13 protein-coding genes are annotated in these 17,453 nt (G+C 58.9%); 12 read left to right on the forward strand and 1 reads right to left on the reverse strand.

Features of this window, described 5'->3' with window-relative positions; genetic code table 11:
• Window positions 1–22 precede the first annotated feature (22 nt).
• Window positions 23–1,489: an IMP dehydrogenase gene (guaB, locus tag BJP35_RS18735; RefSeq protein WP_020883040.1), complete on the forward strand. Its 1,467-nt coding sequence runs from the start codon at window positions 23–25 to the stop codon at window positions 1,487–1,489.
• Between the two features lie 67 nt (window positions 1,490–1,556).
• Window positions 1,557–3,134, forward strand: a complete 1,578-nt coding sequence (gene guaA / locus BJP35_RS18740; protein ID WP_014171154.1) for a glutamine-hydrolyzing GMP synthase — start codon at window positions 1,557–1,559, stop codon at window positions 3,132–3,134.
• A 58-nt stretch (window positions 3,135–3,192) separates the two neighbouring features.
• Here the strand turns inward: guaA and BJP35_RS18745 are convergent, their stop codons facing one another.
• Window positions 3,193–4,023, reverse strand: a complete 831-nt coding sequence (locus tag BJP35_RS18745) for a MurR/RpiR family transcriptional regulator (protein WP_032680493.1) — start codon at window positions 4,021–4,023, stop codon at window positions 3,193–3,195.
• Window positions 4,024–4,301: 278 nt separating this feature from the next.
• On the opposite strand from BJP35_RS18745, the gene BJP35_RS18750 reads away from it, so the two are divergent.
• From BJP35_RS18750 to iolB, 10 genes are all read left to right on the forward strand, one after another.
• Window positions 4,302–5,807, forward strand: coding sequence for a CoA-acylating methylmalonate-semialdehyde dehydrogenase (locus BJP35_RS18750; protein WP_086463471.1), 1,506 nt, complete (start codon window positions 4,302–4,304; stop codon window positions 5,805–5,807).
• Between the two features lie 11 nt (window positions 5,808–5,818).
• A complete protein-coding gene (iolD, locus tag BJP35_RS18755; RefSeq protein WP_086463472.1) occupies window positions 5,819–7,744 on the forward strand; it encodes a 3D-(3,5/4)-trihydroxycyclohexane-1,2-dione acylhydrolase (decyclizing) in 1,926 nt (641 codons plus the stop codon).
• A gap of 301 nt (window positions 7,745–8,045) precedes the next feature.
• Entirely contained in the window at window positions 8,046–9,032 is a 987-nt protein-coding gene (gene iolG / locus BJP35_RS18760; protein WP_025203474.1) for an inositol 2-dehydrogenase, read from the forward strand.
• Between the two features lie 31 nt (window positions 9,033–9,063).
• A complete protein-coding gene (locus tag BJP35_RS18765; RefSeq protein ID WP_020883045.1) occupies window positions 9,064–9,993 on the forward strand; it encodes a sugar ABC transporter substrate-binding protein in 930 nt (309 codons plus the stop codon).
• Between the two features lie 54 nt (window positions 9,994–10,047).
• Window positions 10,048–11,595 (forward strand): sugar ABC transporter ATP-binding protein, encoded by a 1,548-nt coding sequence (locus BJP35_RS18770; RefSeq protein ID WP_014171148.1) that lies wholly within the window; start codon window positions 10,048–10,050, stop codon window positions 11,593–11,595.
• 11 nt (window positions 11,596–11,606) lie between these two features.
• Window positions 11,607–12,635, forward strand: coding sequence for an ABC transporter permease (locus BJP35_RS18775; protein ID WP_014171147.1), 1,029 nt, complete (start codon window positions 11,607–11,609; stop codon window positions 12,633–12,635).
• 8 nt (window positions 12,636–12,643) lie between these two features.
• Window positions 12,644–13,777 carry a Gfo/Idh/MocA family protein gene (locus BJP35_RS18780; protein WP_020883047.1) on the forward strand — a complete coding sequence of 378 codons (1,134 nt, stop codon included), beginning with the start codon at window positions 12,644–12,646 and terminating at the stop codon, window positions 13,775–13,777.
• Window positions 13,778–13,789: 12 nt separating this feature from the next.
• On the forward strand, window positions 13,790–15,694 hold the full coding sequence (iolC, locus tag BJP35_RS18785; protein ID WP_047743066.1) for a 5-dehydro-2-deoxygluconokinase: 1,905 nt from the start codon (window positions 13,790–13,792) through the stop codon (window positions 15,692–15,694).
• A 14-nt stretch (window positions 15,695–15,708) separates the two neighbouring features.
• On the forward strand, window positions 15,709–16,599 hold the full coding sequence (gene iolE, locus BJP35_RS18790) for a myo-inosose-2 dehydratase (RefSeq protein WP_047743065.1): 891 nt from the start codon (window positions 15,709–15,711) through the stop codon (window positions 16,597–16,599).
• Between the two features lie 9 nt (window positions 16,600–16,608).
• The gene (iolB, locus tag BJP35_RS18795; protein WP_044867668.1) at window positions 16,609–17,421 is read left to right on the forward strand and encodes a 5-deoxy-glucuronate isomerase; all 813 of its coding nucleotides are present in this window, start codon (window positions 16,609–16,611) and stop codon (window positions 17,419–17,421) included.
• The last annotated feature ends 32 nt before the right edge of the window (window positions 17,422–17,453 follow it).

Here is a 17,453-nt window from a genome sequence, read left to right on the forward strand (position 1 = left end):
CACCAGGTCAGAGATATTGCCCATGCTACGTATCGCTAAAGAAGCACTGACGTTTGACGACGTCCTCCTCGTTCCCGCTCATTCCACCGTTCTGCCGAATACTGCCGATCTCAGCACGCAGTTGACGAAAACGATTCGCCTGAACATTCCTATGCTCTCTGCGGCAATGGACACCGTGACTGAAGCGCGCCTGGCTATCGCCCTGGCACAGGAAGGTGGCATCGGCTTTATTCATAAAAACATGTCTATCGAGCGTCAGGCTGAAGAAGTTCGCCGCGTGAAGAAACATGAATCCGGCATCGTGTCTGACCCACAGACCGTTCTGCCAACCACCACCCTGCACGAAGTGAAAGCCTTGACCGAACGTAACGGTTTCGCCGGTTACCCGGTTGTCACCGAAGATAACGAACTGGTGGGTATCATCACCGGCCGTGACGTGCGTTTCGTGACTGACCTGAACCAGCCTGTCAGCGTATACATGACCCCGAAAGAGCGTCTGGTGACCGTCCGTGAAGGCGAAACCCGTGACGTCGTGCTGGCTAAAATGCACGAGAAGCGCGTTGAGAAAGCACTGGTTGTGGACGCGAACTTCCACCTGCTGGGCATGATCACCGTTAAAGATTTCCAGAAAGCAGAACGTAAACCTAACGCCTGTAAAGACGAGCATGGCCGTCTGCGCGTAGGTGCTGCCGTTGGCGCGGGTGCAGGTAACGAAGAGCGTGTTGACGCGCTGGTGGCTGCGGGCGTTGACGTACTGCTGATTGACTCCTCTCACGGCCACTCCGAAGGCGTTCTGCAACGTATTCGTGAAACCCGTGCGAAATACCCAGACCTGCAGATCATCGGCGGTAACGTTGCAACGGGCGCAGGCGCTCGCGCACTGGCTGAAGCAGGCTGCAGCGCGGTGAAAGTCGGTATCGGTCCTGGCTCTATTTGTACCACCCGTATCGTGACTGGCGTAGGCGTTCCGCAGATCACCGCGGTATCCGACGCGGTTGAAGCGCTGGAAGGCACCGGTATTCCGGTTATCGCTGACGGCGGTATCCGCTTCTCTGGCGACATCGCGAAAGCGATCGCTGCAGGTGCTGCAGCCGTCATGGTTGGCTCCATGCTGGCCGGTACTGAAGAATCCCCGGGCGAAATCGAACTCTACCAGGGCCGTTCTTACAAATCATACCGTGGTATGGGCTCCCTGGGCGCGATGTCCAAAGGCTCTTCCGACCGTTACTTCCAGAGCGATAACGCCGCTGACAAACTGGTACCGGAAGGTATCGAAGGCCGCGTTGCCTATAAAGGCCGCCTGAAAGAGATCATTCACCAGCAGATGGGCGGCCTGCGCTCCTGTATGGGGCTGACCGGCTGTGGTACCATCGACCTGCTGCGTACTAAAGCGGAATTCGTACGCATCAGCGGTGCGGGTATCCAGGAGAGCCACGTTCACGACGTGACGATCACCAAAGAGTCCCCGAACTACCGTCTGGGCTCCTGATAAATTTCCGCGCCCGGCTCATGCCGGGCGCTCTGTATTTGTTTCACTTGCCTCGGAATTAGCGTCAATGACGGAAAACATTCATAAACATCGCATTCTCATCCTGGACTTTGGTTCTCAGTACACTCAACTGGTGGCACGTCGCGTGCGTGAACTGGGCGTTTACTGTGAACTGTGGGCATGGGATGTCACGGAAGCACAGATTCGCGAATTCAATCCAAGCGGCATCATCCTGTCCGGCGGCCCGGAAAGCACCACCGAAGAGAACAGCCCACGCGCACCGCAGTACGTGTTTGAAGCGGGCGTGCCGGTATTCGGCGTTTGCTACGGTATGCAGACCATGGCCATGCAGTTGGGCGGCCACGTAGAAGGGTCTAACGAGCGTGAGTTTGGTTACGCGCAGGTTGAAGTCGTCACCGACAGCGCGCTGGTTCGCGGTATCGAAGACTCCCTGACCGCAGACGGCAAACCGCTGCTGGACGTGTGGATGAGCCACGGCGACAAAGTCACCGCCATCCCGTCTGACTTTGTGACCGTTGCCAGCACCGATAACTGCCCGTTTGCGATTATGGCGAACGAAGAAAAACGCTTCTACGGTGTGCAGTTCCACCCGGAAGTGACCCACACCCGTCAGGGTATGCGCATGCTGGAACGCTTCGTGCGTGATATCTGCCAGTGTGAAGCACTGTGGACGCCAGCAAAAATCATCGACGACGCCGTTGAGCGTATCCGCCAGCAGGTTGGCAATGACAAAGTGATCCTCGGCCTGTCCGGCGGTGTTGACTCCTCTGTCACCGCGATGCTGCTGCACCGCGCAATCGGCAAAAACCTGACCTGTGTATTCGTGGACAACGGTCTGCTGCGTCTGAATGAAGCACAGCAGGTTATGGATATGTTCGGCGACCACTTCGGTCTGAACATCATTCACGTGGAAGGCGAGAAGCGCTTCCTCGACGCGCTGGCCGGCGAGAACGATCCGGAAGCGAAACGTAAAATCATCGGTCGCGTCTTCGTTGAAGTGTTCGACGAAGAAGCGCTGAAGCTGGAAGACGTTAAATGGCTGGCGCAGGGCACCATTTACCCTGACGTGATTGAATCTGCGGCTTCCGCAACCGGTAAAGCACACGTCATCAAATCTCACCACAACGTGGGCGGCCTGCCGAAAGAGATGAAGATGGGCCTGGTTGAACCGCTGCGTGAGCTGTTCAAAGATGAAGTACGTAAGATTGGCCTGGAACTGGGTCTGCCGTACGACATGCTCTACCGTCACCCGTTCCCGGGTCCAGGTCTGGGCGTGCGTGTGCTGGGCGAAGTGAAGAAAGAGTACTGCGACCTGCTGCGTCGCGCGGACGCTATCTTCATTGAAGAGCTGCACAAAGCTGACCTGTACAACAAAGTGAGCCAGGCGTTCACCGTGTTCCTGCCGGTGCGCTCTGTCGGCGTGATGGGCGATGGCCGTAAGTACGACTGGGTTGTTTCCCTGCGTGCGGTAGAAACCATCGACTTCATGACCGCGCACTGGGCGCACCTGCCGTACGACTTCCTGGGCCGCGTCTCTAACCGCATTATCAACGAAGTGAACGGTATCTCCCGCGTGGTGTATGACATCAGCGGTAAGCCACCGGCTACGATTGAGTGGGAATGATTTTCCCCTGATATCACCCCAAACCCTCTGCTTGCGCAGGGGGTTTTTTTATTCTCCGTTACTTCCCACTGCCCAGCCGATATGCCAGCGCTACCACCAGCGACTGCACCAGGCACAGCGTCGCCGACTGCGAGCGAAACGCGTCAACCTGCGCCTCTTTCACCACAAAACAGAGATCGCTGAAGGTGGCCAGCGGGCTTATCTGGCTGTCGGTGATCACAATCTGCCGCGCGCCGACGCTGGCGGCGGTTTCGCTGACCATCACCGTCTCTTCCGCATACGGCGAGAAGCTGATCGAGACCACGATGTCCTGCGCCTTGATGCGGTTGATCTGCTCACGCAGCATCCCCCCCATACCGTCGAGCAGAATAGGGCGGCACTCCAGGTGGCTCAGGGCGTAGGTCAGATAGGCGGCGACGCTAAACGAGCGGCGTAACCCAGCGATATAGATTGTGTCGGCTTCGGCCAGCAGTTGCACGGCGCGCTCCAGCATCTCCGGCTCGGCGCGGGCAGCCAGCTGCTGGAGGGCCTGCGCATTTGAACGGGCGAACTCCTGCAGAATATCGAGCGGGGTTTCCGGGACGGCCTGACTTTCCATTTCGCGAAACAGCCGGGCGCGGTCACTGTAGCTGGCGGTCTCTTCCACCAGGTTCATGCGAAACAGCTGTTTCATCTCGTTGAAACCGGTGAAGTCAAAAGCATTGGCAAAACGGATCAGCGTTGACGGCGGCACATCGGCACGCTCGGCAATGACGGCGACCGTATCAAAGGCCACGCTGTTGGTATTATCCAGCACATAGCGGGAGACCTGCTGCAGCCTCTTGCTCAGGCTATCGTAGCGATCGCGGATTTGCTGCTGCAGCTCATTCAGGCTGGTTGCTGTGGTCATTTTACCCCCTATGCATAGTTTTATGATTCTAAACGCAAAACCGCGTCTTTTAAATGCCGGCCGTCCATCTGGCCTCAAAAATGAAACAGAAGCTTCACGCATTTCAACGCCTGAAATGCCTTAATAGCGCAGGCTGCACCAGTGATGGTGGCTGTTAACATAAAAATCCATCCTTGATCACAATAATCATCATTTATTTTATTTCAACTTAAAATGGAATATTTGTTTCATATATAGTGTGCAGGTAACAGTCACGTATCAACAGCGAGAGGTTAAGGATGGAGACGGTAGCGAATTTTATTCACGGCGAGTGTGTCACCGGTTCAGGCCAGCGCGTTCAGGCAATCTTCAACCCGGCCACCGGAGAGCAGATCCGCCAGGTGGTGATGAGTACGGCACAGGAAACCGAACAGGCGATTGCCGCAGCACAGCAGGCATTTCCTGGCTGGGCGCGTCATTCTCCACTTAAACGCGCACGCGTGATGTTCCGCTTCAAAGCGCTGCTGGAAGAGAACATGGAGCGCCTGGCCCGCATCATCAGCGAAGAGCATGGCAAAGTCTTCTCCGACGCGGTGGGCGAGCTGACCCGTGGCCTGGAAGTGGTGGAGTTTGCCTGCGGCATCCCGCATCTGCAAAAAGGTGAGCACTCCGCTAACGTTGGCACCGGTGTCGACAGCCACTCGTTGATGCAGCCGCTCGGCGTATGTGCCGGGATCACGCCGTTTAATTTCCCGGCAATGGTGCCGATGTGGATGTTCCCAATTGCGCTGGCCAACGGCAACACGTTCGTGCTGAAACCGTCGGAAAAAGATCCCTCTCTGGCGCTCGCGCTGGCAAAGTTGCTGAAAGACGCCGGCCTGCCTGACGGCGTGTTTAACGTGGTGCAGGGCGATAAAGAGTCGGTTGACGTGCTGCTGACTGACCCGCGCGTGCAGGCTGTGAGCTTTGTCGGTTCAACGCCGATCGCCCAATACATTTACGAGACCGCCTCCGCCCACGGTAAACGCTGTCAGGCGCTGGGCGGGGCAAAAAACCACTGCATCTTAATGCCGGATGCTGATATGGATATGGCGACGAACGCGATTATGGGCGCTGCCTTCGGCGCGGCGGGAGAACGTTGCATGGCGCTGTCGGTGGTGCTGGCAGTGGGGGATAACACCGCTGATGAACTCTGTTCCCGGCTGGAAAAACAGATTGCCGCGCTGCGCGTCGGACCGGGTCTGGACCAGACGCCAGAGAACGAAATGGGGCCGCTTATCTCCTCGGCACACCGTAACAAAGTACTGGGCTATATCGACAGCGGGGAAACTCAGGGAGCCCGCCTGCGCGTGGATGGCCGTGGGTTCAGCGTGAAAGGCCACGAGCAGGGCTATTTTGTTGGACCAACGCTGTTCGATAACGTCACGCCGGAGATGACCATTTATAAAGAAGAGATTTTCGGGCCGGTACTTTCTGTGGTGCGTGTTGCAGATTACAGCAGCGCGGTGGACCTGATTAACCGGCATGAATATGGTAATGGCTCGGCAATATTTACCCGTGACGGTGGCTGCGCGCGCCGCTTCTGCGAAGAGGTGCAGGCAGGGATGGTTGGGGTGAACGTGCCGATCCCGGTGCCGATGGCGTTCCACAGTTTTGGTGGCTGGAAGCGTTCGATCTTTGGTGCGCTGAATGTCCACGGCAACGACGGCGTGCGTTTCTACACCCGAATGAAAACCATCACCGCACGCTGGCCGGAAATGCAGCAGGAGACTGGCGCTGCGTTCTCCATGCCGACGCTGGGCTGACAGGAGGTTTTATGCAAACCGAACGTATGACCATGGCTCAGGCCCTGGTCAGATTCCTTAATCAACAGTATGTCTCCATTGATGGACACGAAACGCCCTTCGTGGAGGGCGTGGCGACCATTTTTGGTCACGGCAACGTGCTGGGTATCGGCCAGGCACTGGAGCAGGATCCTGGCCACCTGCAGGTGATGCAGGGGTGTAACGAACAGGGCATCGCCCATATGGCGACCGGATTCGCCAAACAGCATCGCCGTCGGCGCATTTTTGCCGTCACCTCATCCGTCGGGCCCGGCGCGGCTAATATGGTGACGGCCGCGGCGACCGCCACCGCGAACCGCATTCCGCTCCTGCTGTTACCAGGGGATATCTATGCCAGCCGCCAGCCCGATCCGGTTTTGCAGCAAATCGAGCAGTACCACGATCTCAGTATCAGCACCAACGACTGCTTCCGTCCCGTTTCACGCTACTGGGACCGCATTAACCGTCCGGAACAGTTAATGAGCGCGATGTTAAATGCGATGCGTACGCTTACTGACCCCGCAGCGACGGGGGCAGTGACCATTTGCCTGCCGCAGGACGTACAGGGCGAAGCCTGGGATTATCCCTTGAGCTTCTTTACGCGTCGCGTGCATCACATTGAACGCCGTCCGCCTGACCCCCAGCGTCTGGCCCAGGCACAGGCGTTGATTGCCCGTAAACGCCGTCCACTGGTGGTGTGTGGCGGGGGCGTGCGTTATTCCGGCGCGCATGAGGCATTTCGGGAATTTGTCGAGACGCTGCAACTGCCGTTTGCCGAAACCCAGGCCGGAAAGGGGGCGCTGGTAAGCGATCATCCCCTTAATCTGGGAGGGATGGGTGTGACGGGCGGAATGGCCGCTAACCAGCTTGCACCCAGGGCGGATTTGGTGATTGGCATCGGCACGCGCCTGACGGACTTTACCACCGGCTCCAAAGCGCTCTTTTCCCATCCGGACGTCGAGTTCCTGCTTTTGAACGTCGCCGAGTTTGATGCCCTGAAACTGGATGCCACGGCGCTGATTGCCGATGCGCAAACCGGGCTGCACGCTTTAACGCAGGCGCTCCCGGCGTACCGAAGCCACTGGGGAGAGGAGATCGCTGAGGCGAAATCTGCCTGGCATGCGGAGTGCCAGCGCTTATGGGGCCGTCAGTGGCATCCCGACGATGCGCCTGAAGTGGCAGGGCACCTTGATGCGCAGCTGGCGGAATACGGTGAGGCGCTCAATACCCGCCTGACCCAGACGCGGGTGCTGGGGCTTATCAATCAACATATCGAAGATAACGCCATCGTCGTGGGCGCGGCCGGATCGCTGCCCGGGGATTTACAGCGCCTCTGGCAGGTGAAGACGCCGGACAGTTACCACCTGGAGTACGGCTACTCCTGCATGGGGTATGAGATTGCCGCGGCGATAGGCGCGAAGCTTGCCAGCCCGCATCAGCCGGTTTACGCCATGGTGGGGGATGGCTCCTACATGATGCTGCACTCCGAGCTACAAACCGCGGTGCAGGAGGGGATTAACGTCACCGTTTTGCTGTTTGATAATGCCAGCTTCGGCTGCATTAATAACCTGCAGATGGGGCACGGGATGGGGAGCTTCGGTACGGAAAACCGTCATCGAAATCCAGATTCAGGCCGGCTTGACGGGCCGCTGGTGAAAGTCGATTTCGCCCAGAACGCGGAAAGCTACGGCTGTCGCGCGTGGCGGGTCCACGACGAGCAGAGTCTGCTGGCGGCGCTGGCGGCGTCGCGGGCGCATCCTGGCCCAACGCTGCTGGATATCAAAGTGCTGCCGAAAACCATGACCCATGATTACGCGTCATGGTGGCGAACCGGTGATGCGCAGGTCGCGGGATCGTCTGCGGTGCGCAAAGCCGCCGAGCAAACCCAGGCGCAGGTGAAAAAAGCACGCCAGTATTAAGTATTTCCCGCCATAACGAAATTTTCATTTCATTTTCCCCTCACCCTAACCCTCTCCCCAAAGGGGAGAGGGGATGGTGTAGTGCACTCTTTTCTCCCTCGCCCCTTTGGGGAGAGGGCAGGGGTGAGGGGTTAGTAGCACCTTCTTCCATGTTGTGAGATTGATAACAAAATTTATCTCAATCATCTCAAAAGTGTTAACCCGCACTCAAAAATATAATTTTCACTATTTATAAAAATGAAATAAATGTTTTATTTAAGGGGTCGTTAGTTCACAGCATTCACCAACACCGGGAGCCGTTATGTTTAACATTGCTTTACTGGGCGCTGGCCGAATTGGCCAGGTACATGCAGCTAACATCGCCAGCCACAGTGAGACCACGCTCTGGTCTGTGGTCGACCCGAATCAGGAATTTGCCACCCGCCTCGCCACGCAATATCAGGCTCGTCTGCAGAGCCTGGAGGACGCGATGAGCGACCCAAACGTTCATGCCGTGCTGATCGCGTCTGCGACGGACACCCACGCGGATCTGATTGAGATGGCCGCCCGCCACGGCAAAGCGATCTTCTGTGAAAAGCCGGTACACCTGGATCTTGCCCGCGTGCGCGACTGCCTGAAAGTGGTTAACGAGTACAACGTACCGCTGTTTATCGGTTTTAACCGCCGCTTTGACCCGCAGTTTCGCCGGGTCAAAACCGAGGTGCAGGCCGGGCGGATCGGTAAGCCCGAATCGCTGCTGATTATCTCCCGCGACCCGTCCCCGCCACCGGCGCAATATGTGCGCGTTTCCGGCGGTATGTTCCGCGACATGACCATTCACGATTTTGATATGGCGCGCTTCATCATGGGCGAAGAGCCGGTGTCGGTGTATGCCCAGGGCAGCAATCTGGTGGATCCGGCAATTGGCGAGGCGGGGGATATCGATACCGCGTTTATCGTACTGAAGTATGCCTCCGGCGCGATGGCGACCATCGTCAACAGCCGCCGCTCTTCTTATGGCTACGACCAGCGCCTGGAACTGCACGGCTCAGAAGGCCTGCTGTGCGCGGGCAATATTCTTGAAAATCAGGTGCAGCACTACGGCAAACAGGGCTGCACCGGCGCGCTGCCGGAACACTTCTTCCTGCAGCGCTACAAATCCGCTTACGCCGCGGAGTGGGAACACTTTGTTGCGGTGCTGCGCGGCGAAGCGACGCCTGACTGTAGCGGCGATGATGGTGAACGTGCGCTGTACCTGGCGGATAAAGCGCTGGAATCCCTGCGTAGCCAGCGTGAGATCGTCCTCTAAACACAACCACCCTACACAGAGAGACATAATAATGAAAAAACTGATCTTAGCCGCCCTCATCGCCATGACCGCCGGGGCAGCAATGGCCGAAAACGAGCAAATAGTTTTCAGTACACCAAACCTGGCGATGCCGTTTGAAGTTCACATGCAGCGTACCGCGGTAAAAGCCGCAAAAGAGATGGGCGTAAAGCTTCAGGTACTGGACGGGCAGGGCAGCTCGCCGAAACAGGTCGCTGACCTGGAAAACGCCATCACCCGTGGTGCGCAGGGGTTCATCGTCTCCCCGAATGACGTCAATGCCGTCTCCAGCGCGGTGGATGAAATTCAGGATGCGAATCTGCCCGTTGTGACGCTTGACCGCTCCGTCGACAGCCAGAAGAAGGTGCCGCATTTTGGTGCTAACAACTACAAAGGCGGCCAGGCGATTGGCGACTTCGTTAAAAGCAAATTCCCCAACGGGGCAGACATTATTCTGCTCACCGGCCAGCCAGGTTCCTCCTCCAACATTGAACGTACCAAAGGGATCCGCGACAGCCTGAAGGCGGGCGGGGACAAGTACAAGATCGTTGCCGATCAGACCGGCAACTGGATGCGCTCTGAAGGGATGCGCATTGTGGAAAGTGTTCTGCCGTCACTGCCGAAACGCCCACAGGTGATCCTCTCCGCCAATGACGACATGGCACTGGGCGCAATTGAAGCGCTGCAGGGCCAGGGCGTGAAGCCAGGCGAAATTCTGGTGACCGGATTTGACGCGGTCCCTGAGGCGCTGGCGCGCGTGCGCGACGGCTGGCTGGCGGTCACAGCGGATCAGCGCCCGGGCTTCGCGGTACAAACGGCGATGAGCCAACTGGTGGCCAACGTGCGTGAGAAGAAAGCCATCACCGGCGCGGACTACCCGCCAACGCTTATCACCAAAGAAAATCTGCAGCAGGCTGAGCGCATCAGTGAGGCCGGTAACTGATTTATCCGGAGCCGCCGCGCAGGTGGCGGCTCACTATTAAGGAGGAGCAGACCGATGTCGCAACCCTTACTGAAAGTGACCGACCTGGCAAAAAGCTTTTCTGGCGTCTGGGCGCTGAGCAGCGCACAGCTCACCGTCGGTGCCGGGGAGATCCACGCGCTGCTGGGTGAGAACGGAGCGGGGAAATCCACGCTGCTGAAAGCCCTGGCGGGCGCACAGCCGCAAACGCGCGGGGATATCTGGTTCAACGGCGACACGCTGCCGGTGGACGATTCACCGGTTGAGCGGCAGAACAAGGGCATTATCACTATCTATCAGGAATTTAACCTGCTGCCCAATATGACCGTCGCGGAAAACATGTTTCTCGGGCGCGAGCCGCGTAAACGTAACCTGATTGTCGACGAAAAAGCGGTGAACCAGGAGGCGCAGGTGATCCTCGATTATCTGCAGTTGAACGTTGCGCCAACCACGCCTGTCGCCCGTCTGAGCGTAGCCCAGCAGCAGATGGTCGAGATTGCCCGGGCGCTAACGCTGAACGCCAGGCTGATCATCATGGATGAACCCTCCGCGGCGCTGAGCGACAGCGAGGTGGAAAGCCTGCACCGCGTGGTGCGCGAGCTGAAAAACCGGGGGGTGAGCATTATTTACGTTACCCACCGACTGCACGAAGTTTTCCAGCTTTGCGATCGCTTTACCGTTTTCCAGGACGGCCGTTTCACCGGCAGTGGCGCCGTGGCGCAAACCAATGTCGAGCAGCTGATCCGTCTGATGGTGGGGCGTGACGTGGCCTTTAATCGTCGTCCCGCCAGCGAAACCCATCATGAAAACAAGCCGGTTCGTCTGGCAGTAAAAGGGCTGAGCCGCGAAAAACCGCCACTGGATCCGCACGGCATTGCCCTGCATGACATCAGCTTCCATGTCCACGCCGGAGAAGTACTGGGCATTGCCGGCCTGGTGGGGGCAGGGCGTACCGAAGTGGCGCGCTGCCTGTTCGGGGCGGATGCCTTTACCTCGGGCAGCTTTGAGCTGGACGGCGTCCCGTATCAACCGCGCGACCCAATGTACGCCCTTGAGCAGGGCATCGCGCTGGTCCCGGAAGATCGCAAGAAAGAGGGGGCGGTGCTGGGGTTATCGATTCGCGACAACCTGTCGCTCTCCAGTCTCTCTTCTCTGATGCAGTGGCGCTGGTTTGTGAATACCCGCAAAGAGGACGATCTGATTGAGTCCTACCGCAAGGCGCTGCAGATCAAAATGGTCAATAGCGCGCAGGAGGTGCGCAAGCTCTCCGGCGGTAACCAGCAGAAAGTTATCCTGGCGCGCTGCATGGCGCTGAACCCTCGGGTGCTGATTGTCGATGAGCCGACGCGCGGTATCGACGTGGGCACCAAGTCGGAAGTACACCAGGTGCTGTTTGATATGGCCAAACAGGGCGTGGCGGTGATCGTGATCTCCTCCGATCTGCCTGAAGTGATGGCGGTATCCGATCGGATCATCACGCTCAGTGAAGGCCGGGTGACCGGTGAGATCCACGGCGACGACGCTAACGAAGAGCGGCTGATGACGATGATGGCCATCAACCACAACGCCCTCAACGCGGCATAACGGAGTTTTCCATGACGCAGATGATTTCTAAAACGCAGGTTCCGGTGAAACGCAGCGGACGCCTCGATCCCATCGCCTTCTTCGAGCGCTTCGGGGTACTGATTTTCATGATCCTGCTGCTGATTTTCTTTCAGTCGCAGAACAGCAATTTTTTCTCTGAACGCAATATTTTCAACATCCTGACCGAGGTGTCCATCTACGGGATCATGGCCGTGGGGATGACCTTCGTCATTCTGACTGCCGGTATCGATCTTTCAGTCGGCTCCATCCTGGCGGTCTGCGCCATGACCGCTGCATACGTGATTAAGGGCGACAACTTCACCACCGTTGATCCGAACGCCTGGGGCGGCATGAGCTGGCTGATTGGGCTGGGGATTTGTCTGGCGATGGGCACGGCGATTGGCTTCCTGCACGGCCTGGGCGTAACCCGCCTGCGCCTGCCGCCGTTTATCGTCACGCTCGGCGGGATGACCATCTGGCGTGGCCTGACGCTGGTGATCAACGACGGCGCGCCCATTGCAGGTTTCGACCCGGGTTACCGCTGGTGGGGACGCGGGGAGCTGCTTGGCATCTCCATTCCAATCTGGATTTTCGCCATCGTGGCGCTTGGCGGGTATCTGGCGCTGCATAAAACCCGCTGGGGACGCTTCGTCTATGCCATCGGCGGTAACCCGGAGGCAGCGCGCCTGGCGGGGGTCAACGTGAAGCGCGTGCTGGTGAGTGTCTATGTGCTGATTGGTTGTCTGGCGGGACTGGCGGGCTTCATTCTCAGCGCACGTCTTGGCAGTGCGGAAGCGGTCGCCGGGATCTCCTTTGAACTGCGCGTTATCGCCTCGGTGGTCATCGGCGGCACTTCGCTGATGGGCGGCTATGGACGCATCGGCGGCACCATCATTGGTTCCATCATTATGGGGATCCTGATTAACGGTCTGGTGCTGATGAACGTCTCGGCCTATTACCAGCAAATAATCACCGGATTAATTATCGTTCTGGCGGTGGCATTCGACACCTATGCCAAGAGCCGTCGCGGCGCATTGTGAGGATCAGGATGAAAGAGGTTCGTATTGGATTGATTGGCACCGGGTATATCGGCAAGGCACATGCCATCGCCTATGCCCAGGCGCCGACGGTATTTACCCTGCGCGGCAAACTGGTGCGCGAGATGGTGGCGGAAGTGACGCCCGCGCTGGCGGCAGAGCGGGCGCAGGCCTTTGGCTTCAACCGCTCAACCGGCGACTGGCGGGCACTGGTGGCTGACCCGGCGATTGATGTCGTGGATATATGCTCCCCCAACCATCTGCATAAAGAGATGGCGCTGGAGGCCATTCGCCACGGTAAGCATGTCTACTCGGAAAAGCCGCTGGCGCTGAATGCCCATGACGCACGTGAAATGGTGGACGCCGCGAAGCGGGCAGGGGTGAAAACGCTGGTGGGTTTTAACTACATGAAAAACCCGACGGCACAGCTGGCGAAAGAGATCATCGCCCGCGGCGAGATTGGCGAGGTGATCCACTTCTACGGTACCCACAACGAAGATTATATGGCCGACCCGCTTTCTCCCATTCACTGGCACTGTTTTAAAGAGACCGCCGGGCTGGGTGCTCTGGGGGACCTGGCGGCGCATATCGTCAACATGGCGCAGTATCTGGTCGGGGACATTCAGCAGGTCTGCGGTGATTTAAAAATTGTTGTGCCTGAGCGCCCGGCGCAGGCCGGTTCGTCGCAAAACGTTGCGGTTGAAAACGAAGATCAGGCGCACGCGATGGTCCGTTTCGCCGGCGGAGCACAAGGGGTGATTGAAACGTCCCGCGTCGCCTGCGGGCGCAAGATGGGACTGTCGTATGTGATAACCGGCACCAAAGGGGCCATCAGTTTTACCCAGGAGCGGATGGCGGAACTGAAGCTCTATCTGCATGACGACCCGGTAAACCGCCAGGGATTCCGCACGCTGCTCGTGGGTCCGTCACATCCGGACTATGGTGCGTTTTGCATGGGGGCGGGCCATGGTATCGGCTTTAACGATCAAAAAACGGTGGAAGTACGCGACCTGGTCGACGGTATTGCCGCTGATGTGCCGATGTGGCCGGACTTTGAAGAGGGCTGGAAGGTTTCGCGGGTGCTGGACGCCATCGCACTCTCGCACCAGGAAGGCCGCTGGCTGAACGTGAACGACATTGTCTGATGAGGTATCAACGTGGAAAAGCAGTTTGATGTGATATGCATGGGCCGCGTGGCGGTAGACCTCTACAGTCAGCAAATTGGTGCCCGTCTTGAAGATGTGTCGAGCTTCGCGAAATATCTCGGCGGCTCGTCCGGCAACGTAGCCTACGGGACGGCGCGTCAGGGGCTGCGCTCATCGATGCTGGCACGCGTCGGTGATGAACATATGGGACGCTTCCTGCGAGAAGAATTACACCAGGTGGGCTGCGATACCAGCCATCTGATCACCGACAAAGAACGCCTGACGGCGCTGGTGCTCCTCGGCATTAAAGACCGGGACACCTTTCCACTGATTTTTTATCGCGATAACTGCGCGGATATGGCCATCACGGCCAGCGATGTGGACGAACGCTACATAGCCTCCGCACGGTGCCTTGCCATCACCGGGACCCATCTCTCGCACCCTCAGACCCGTGACGCGGTGCTGACGGCGCTTAACTATGCCCGCCGTCACGGTGTTCGCACGGTGCTGGATATCGACTACCGTCCGGTACTGTGGGGGCTGACCTCATTAGGGGACGGGGAGACGCGCTTTATTGCCGCGGAAAACGTGACCCGTGAACTGCAGGAGGTGCTGCACCTTTTCGACGTCATTGTCGGCACCGAAGAAGAGTTCCACATTGCAGGTGGCAGTACCGATACCCTGCAGGCGCTGGGTCGCGTGCGCGCCGTGAGTAACGCTACGCTGGTTTGCAAGCGTGGAGCGCTTGGCTGTTCGGTGTACACCGACGCTATTCCGCCCCGGCTGGATGAGGGCCTGACGGTGACCGGCGTGCGCGTTGAGGTGCTGAACGTGCTCGGTGCGGGCGACGCGTTTATGTCCGGCCTGCTGCGCGGCTACCTGAACGACGAAGGCTGGGAGCAGGCCTGCCGCTATGCCAACGCGTGTGGCGCGCTGGTGGTTTCCCGCCACGGCTGTGCCCCGGCGATGCCGAGCAAGGCTGAGCTGGACGACTACCTGTCGCGTGCGGCGTCGGTGCCGCGTCCCGATCTTGACGCGCGCCTGAACCATCTGCACCGCGTCACCACCCGCCGCCGTGAGTGGCCGGAGCTGTGCGTGATGGCCTTCGATCATCGCAGCCAGCTGGAAGATATGGCGTTGCAGTGCGGGGCATCCCTGAAGCGCATCCCGGCGCTGAAGCAGCTTATTCTGCAGGCCAGCCGTGAGGCGGCCTGCAGCGCAGGGCTTGAGGGCAAGGCCGGTCTGCTGTGTGACGGTACTTTTGGTCAGGACGCCCTGAACGCGATTACCGGCGAAGGGTGGTGGATAGGCCGCCCTATTGAGCTGCCGGGCTCCCGGCCGCTGGAGATGGAGCACGGTAACATCGGCACGCAGCTCATCAGCTGGCCGCAGGAGCATGTGGTGAAATGCCTGGTCTTTTTCCATCCGGAAGATGCGCACGGCCTGCGTCTGGAGCAGGAGCAGAAAATCGCTGAGGTCTACCACGCCTGCTGCCAGTCCGGTCATGAACTGCTGCTGGAGGTGATCCTGCCTGCCAGCATGCCGCGCAGCGATGAGCTTTACCTGCGCGCCATCTCGCGTTTTTACAACCTGGGGATTTATCCCGACTGGTGGAAACTGCCGCCGCTCTCTGCCGATGGCTGGACGGCGCTGAGCGAGATTATTGAACGTCGGGATCCGCACTGCCGTGGCGTGGTGATCCTCGGGCTGGACGCCCCGGCTGAGCAGCTTCGTGCTGATTTTAAAGCCGCCTCGGGACACGCGCTGGTGAAGGGCTTTGCCGTAGGACGCACGCTGTTTGGCGATGCGTCCCGTGCATGGCTGAAACACGATATTGACGATGCGCAGCTGGTGGCACGCATCCGGGACAATTACCTGCAGCTTATCGCCTGGTGGCGCGAGCGCGGACACGCATAATTCAGGAGACGACAATGAGTGTGCAATTAGGCATTAACCCGCTGACATGGACGAACGACGATCTGCCTTCACTCGGCGCGGAGACGCCGCTGGATACCTGTCTGAGCGAAGGGAAAGAGGCCGGTTTTGCCGGTTTCGAACTGGGCAATAAATTCCCGCGTGAGGCGCGCCTGCTTGGCCCCATTTTGCAGCGCCACGATCTGCAGCTGGTATCCGGCTGGTATTCAGGGCGTCTGCTGGAGCGTAGCGTGGAGGAGGAGATTGCCGCCGTGCAGTCCCACCTGACGCTGCTGCGCGAACTGGGGGCAAAGGTGCTGGTATTCGCCGAAGTGAGCGGCTGTATTCACGGCGAGCAACAGACGCCGGTTCATCTTCGCCCGCGCTTCCCGCACGGGCGCTGGAAAGAGTACGGTGAGAAGCTGACCGCTTTTGCCCGCTACACGCAGCAGCAGGGGGTGCAGATTGCCTACCATCACCATATGGGAACGGTCATTGAGTCCGCTGAAGATGTCGATAACCTGATGACCCATACCGGTGAAGAGGTGGGCCTGCTGCTGGACACGGGCCATCTGACCTTTGCCGGGGCTGATCCGCTGGCGGTGGCCCAGCGCTGGGCATCGCGCATTAACCATGTTCACTGCAAAGACGTGCGCGCCGACGTGCTGGCGGACGTCAAAAACCGCAAAACCAGCTTCCTTGATGCGGTGCTGAGTGGGGTCTTCACCGTACCGGGTGACGGCTGCGTGGACTATCCGCCCATCATGCGACTGCTGAAGGCGCAGGATTATCACGGCTGGCTGGTGGTGGAGGCGGAGCAGGATCCTGCTATCGCTCACCCGCTGACCTACGCCCGTCTGGGGTATAACAACCTGAGCCGCATGGCGCGCGACGCCGGGCTTATCTGAGGAGGTGACATGTCACGTCTGTTATCACGCTGGCAACCGCCGAGTGCGGAGGGCCGCACCCAGTCCGTCACGCCGGAACGCGCGGGCTGGGGATACGTTGGCTTTGAAGCGTATGAACTGCAGGAGGGGCAGACGCTGACGCTGCCCGCCGTCAGCGAAGAGCGCTGTCTGGTGCTGGTGGCCGGACGGGCCTCTATCAGCACACCTACCGCGCAGTTTACTGACATCGGCGAGCGGATGAGCCCGTTTGAGCGTATAAAGCCCTGGGCGGTCTACGTCACGCCGCAAGAGACGGTGCAGATTAAGGCGCTGACGACGCTGGAGCTGGCGGTCTGTGCCGCACCCGGCAAAGGGACCTTCCCGACACGGCTTATCGCTCCGCAGGATATCGACGCGCAGGCGCGCGGCAAAGGCCATAACCAGCGCTACGTGCACAACATTCTGCCGGAAGATCAACCCGCCGACAGCCTGCTGGTGGTTGAGGTCTGGACCCACGAAGGCTGCACCAGTTCATACCCGAGCCATAAGCACGATACGGATAATCCACCGCAGGAAACCTACCTGGAGGAGACCTACTATCATCGCCTCAATCCCGGGCAGGGGTTCTGCATGCAGCGGGTCTATACCGACGACAGGTCGCTGGATGAGTGTATGGCCGTTTATAACCGCGACGTGGTGATGGTGCCGAAGGGGTACCATCCGGTGGCGACGCTGGCTGGTTATGACAGCTACTATCTCAACGTGATGGCCGGTCCGGTGCGAAAATGGATGTTCACCTGGGAAGACGATCACGCGTGGATCAACCGCGACTATCCACGTTGACGTTGCAGAAGCCCGCACCCCGCGGGCTTTTT

Origin of the sequence: Enterobacter sp. J49 (assembly GCF_002148625.1) — a bacterium.
Taxonomy (GTDB): domain Bacteria; phylum Pseudomonadota; class Gammaproteobacteria; order Enterobacterales; family Enterobacteriaceae; genus Enterobacter; species Enterobacter ludwigii.

Excerpts from the sequence above, each read along its gene's own strand:
- BJP35_RS18770 (WP_014171148.1), top strand. The coding sequence starts at position 10,048 with ATGTCGCAACCCTTACTGAAAGTGACCGACCTGGCAAAAAGCTTTTCT.
- iolE (WP_047743065.1), top strand. The coding sequence starts at position 15,709 with ATGAGTGTGCAATTAGGCATTAACCCGCTGACATGGACGAACGACGAT.
- BJP35_RS18765 (WP_020883045.1), top strand. The coding sequence starts at position 9,064 with ATGAAAAAACTGATCTTAGCCGCCCTCATCGCCATGACCGCCGGGGCA.
- iolB (WP_044867668.1), top strand. The coding sequence starts at position 16,609 with ATGTCACGTCTGTTATCACGCTGGCAACCGCCGAGTGCGGAGGGCCGC.
- BJP35_RS18775 (WP_014171147.1), top strand. The coding sequence starts at position 11,607 with ATGACGCAGATGATTTCTAAAACGCAGGTTCCGGTGAAACGCAGCGGA.
- iolD (WP_086463472.1), top strand. The coding sequence starts at position 5,819 with ATGCAAACCGAACGTATGACCATGGCTCAGGCCCTGGTCAGATTCCTT.
- guaB (WP_020883040.1), top strand. The coding sequence starts at position 23 with ATGCTACGTATCGCTAAAGAAGCACTGACGTTTGACGACGTCCTCCTC.
- BJP35_RS18745 (WP_032680493.1), bottom strand. The coding sequence starts at position 4,023 with ATGACCACAGCAACCAGCCTGAATGAGCTGCAGCAGCAAATCCGCGAT.
- iolG (WP_025203474.1), top strand. The coding sequence starts at position 8,046 with ATGTTTAACATTGCTTTACTGGGCGCTGGCCGAATTGGCCAGGTACAT.
- BJP35_RS18780 (WP_020883047.1), top strand. The coding sequence starts at position 12,644 with ATGAAAGAGGTTCGTATTGGATTGATTGGCACCGGGTATATCGGCAAG.
- guaA (WP_014171154.1), top strand. The coding sequence starts at position 1,557 with ATGACGGAAAACATTCATAAACATCGCATTCTCATCCTGGACTTTGGT.
- BJP35_RS18750 (WP_086463471.1), top strand. The coding sequence starts at position 4,302 with ATGGAGACGGTAGCGAATTTTATTCACGGCGAGTGTGTCACCGGTTCA.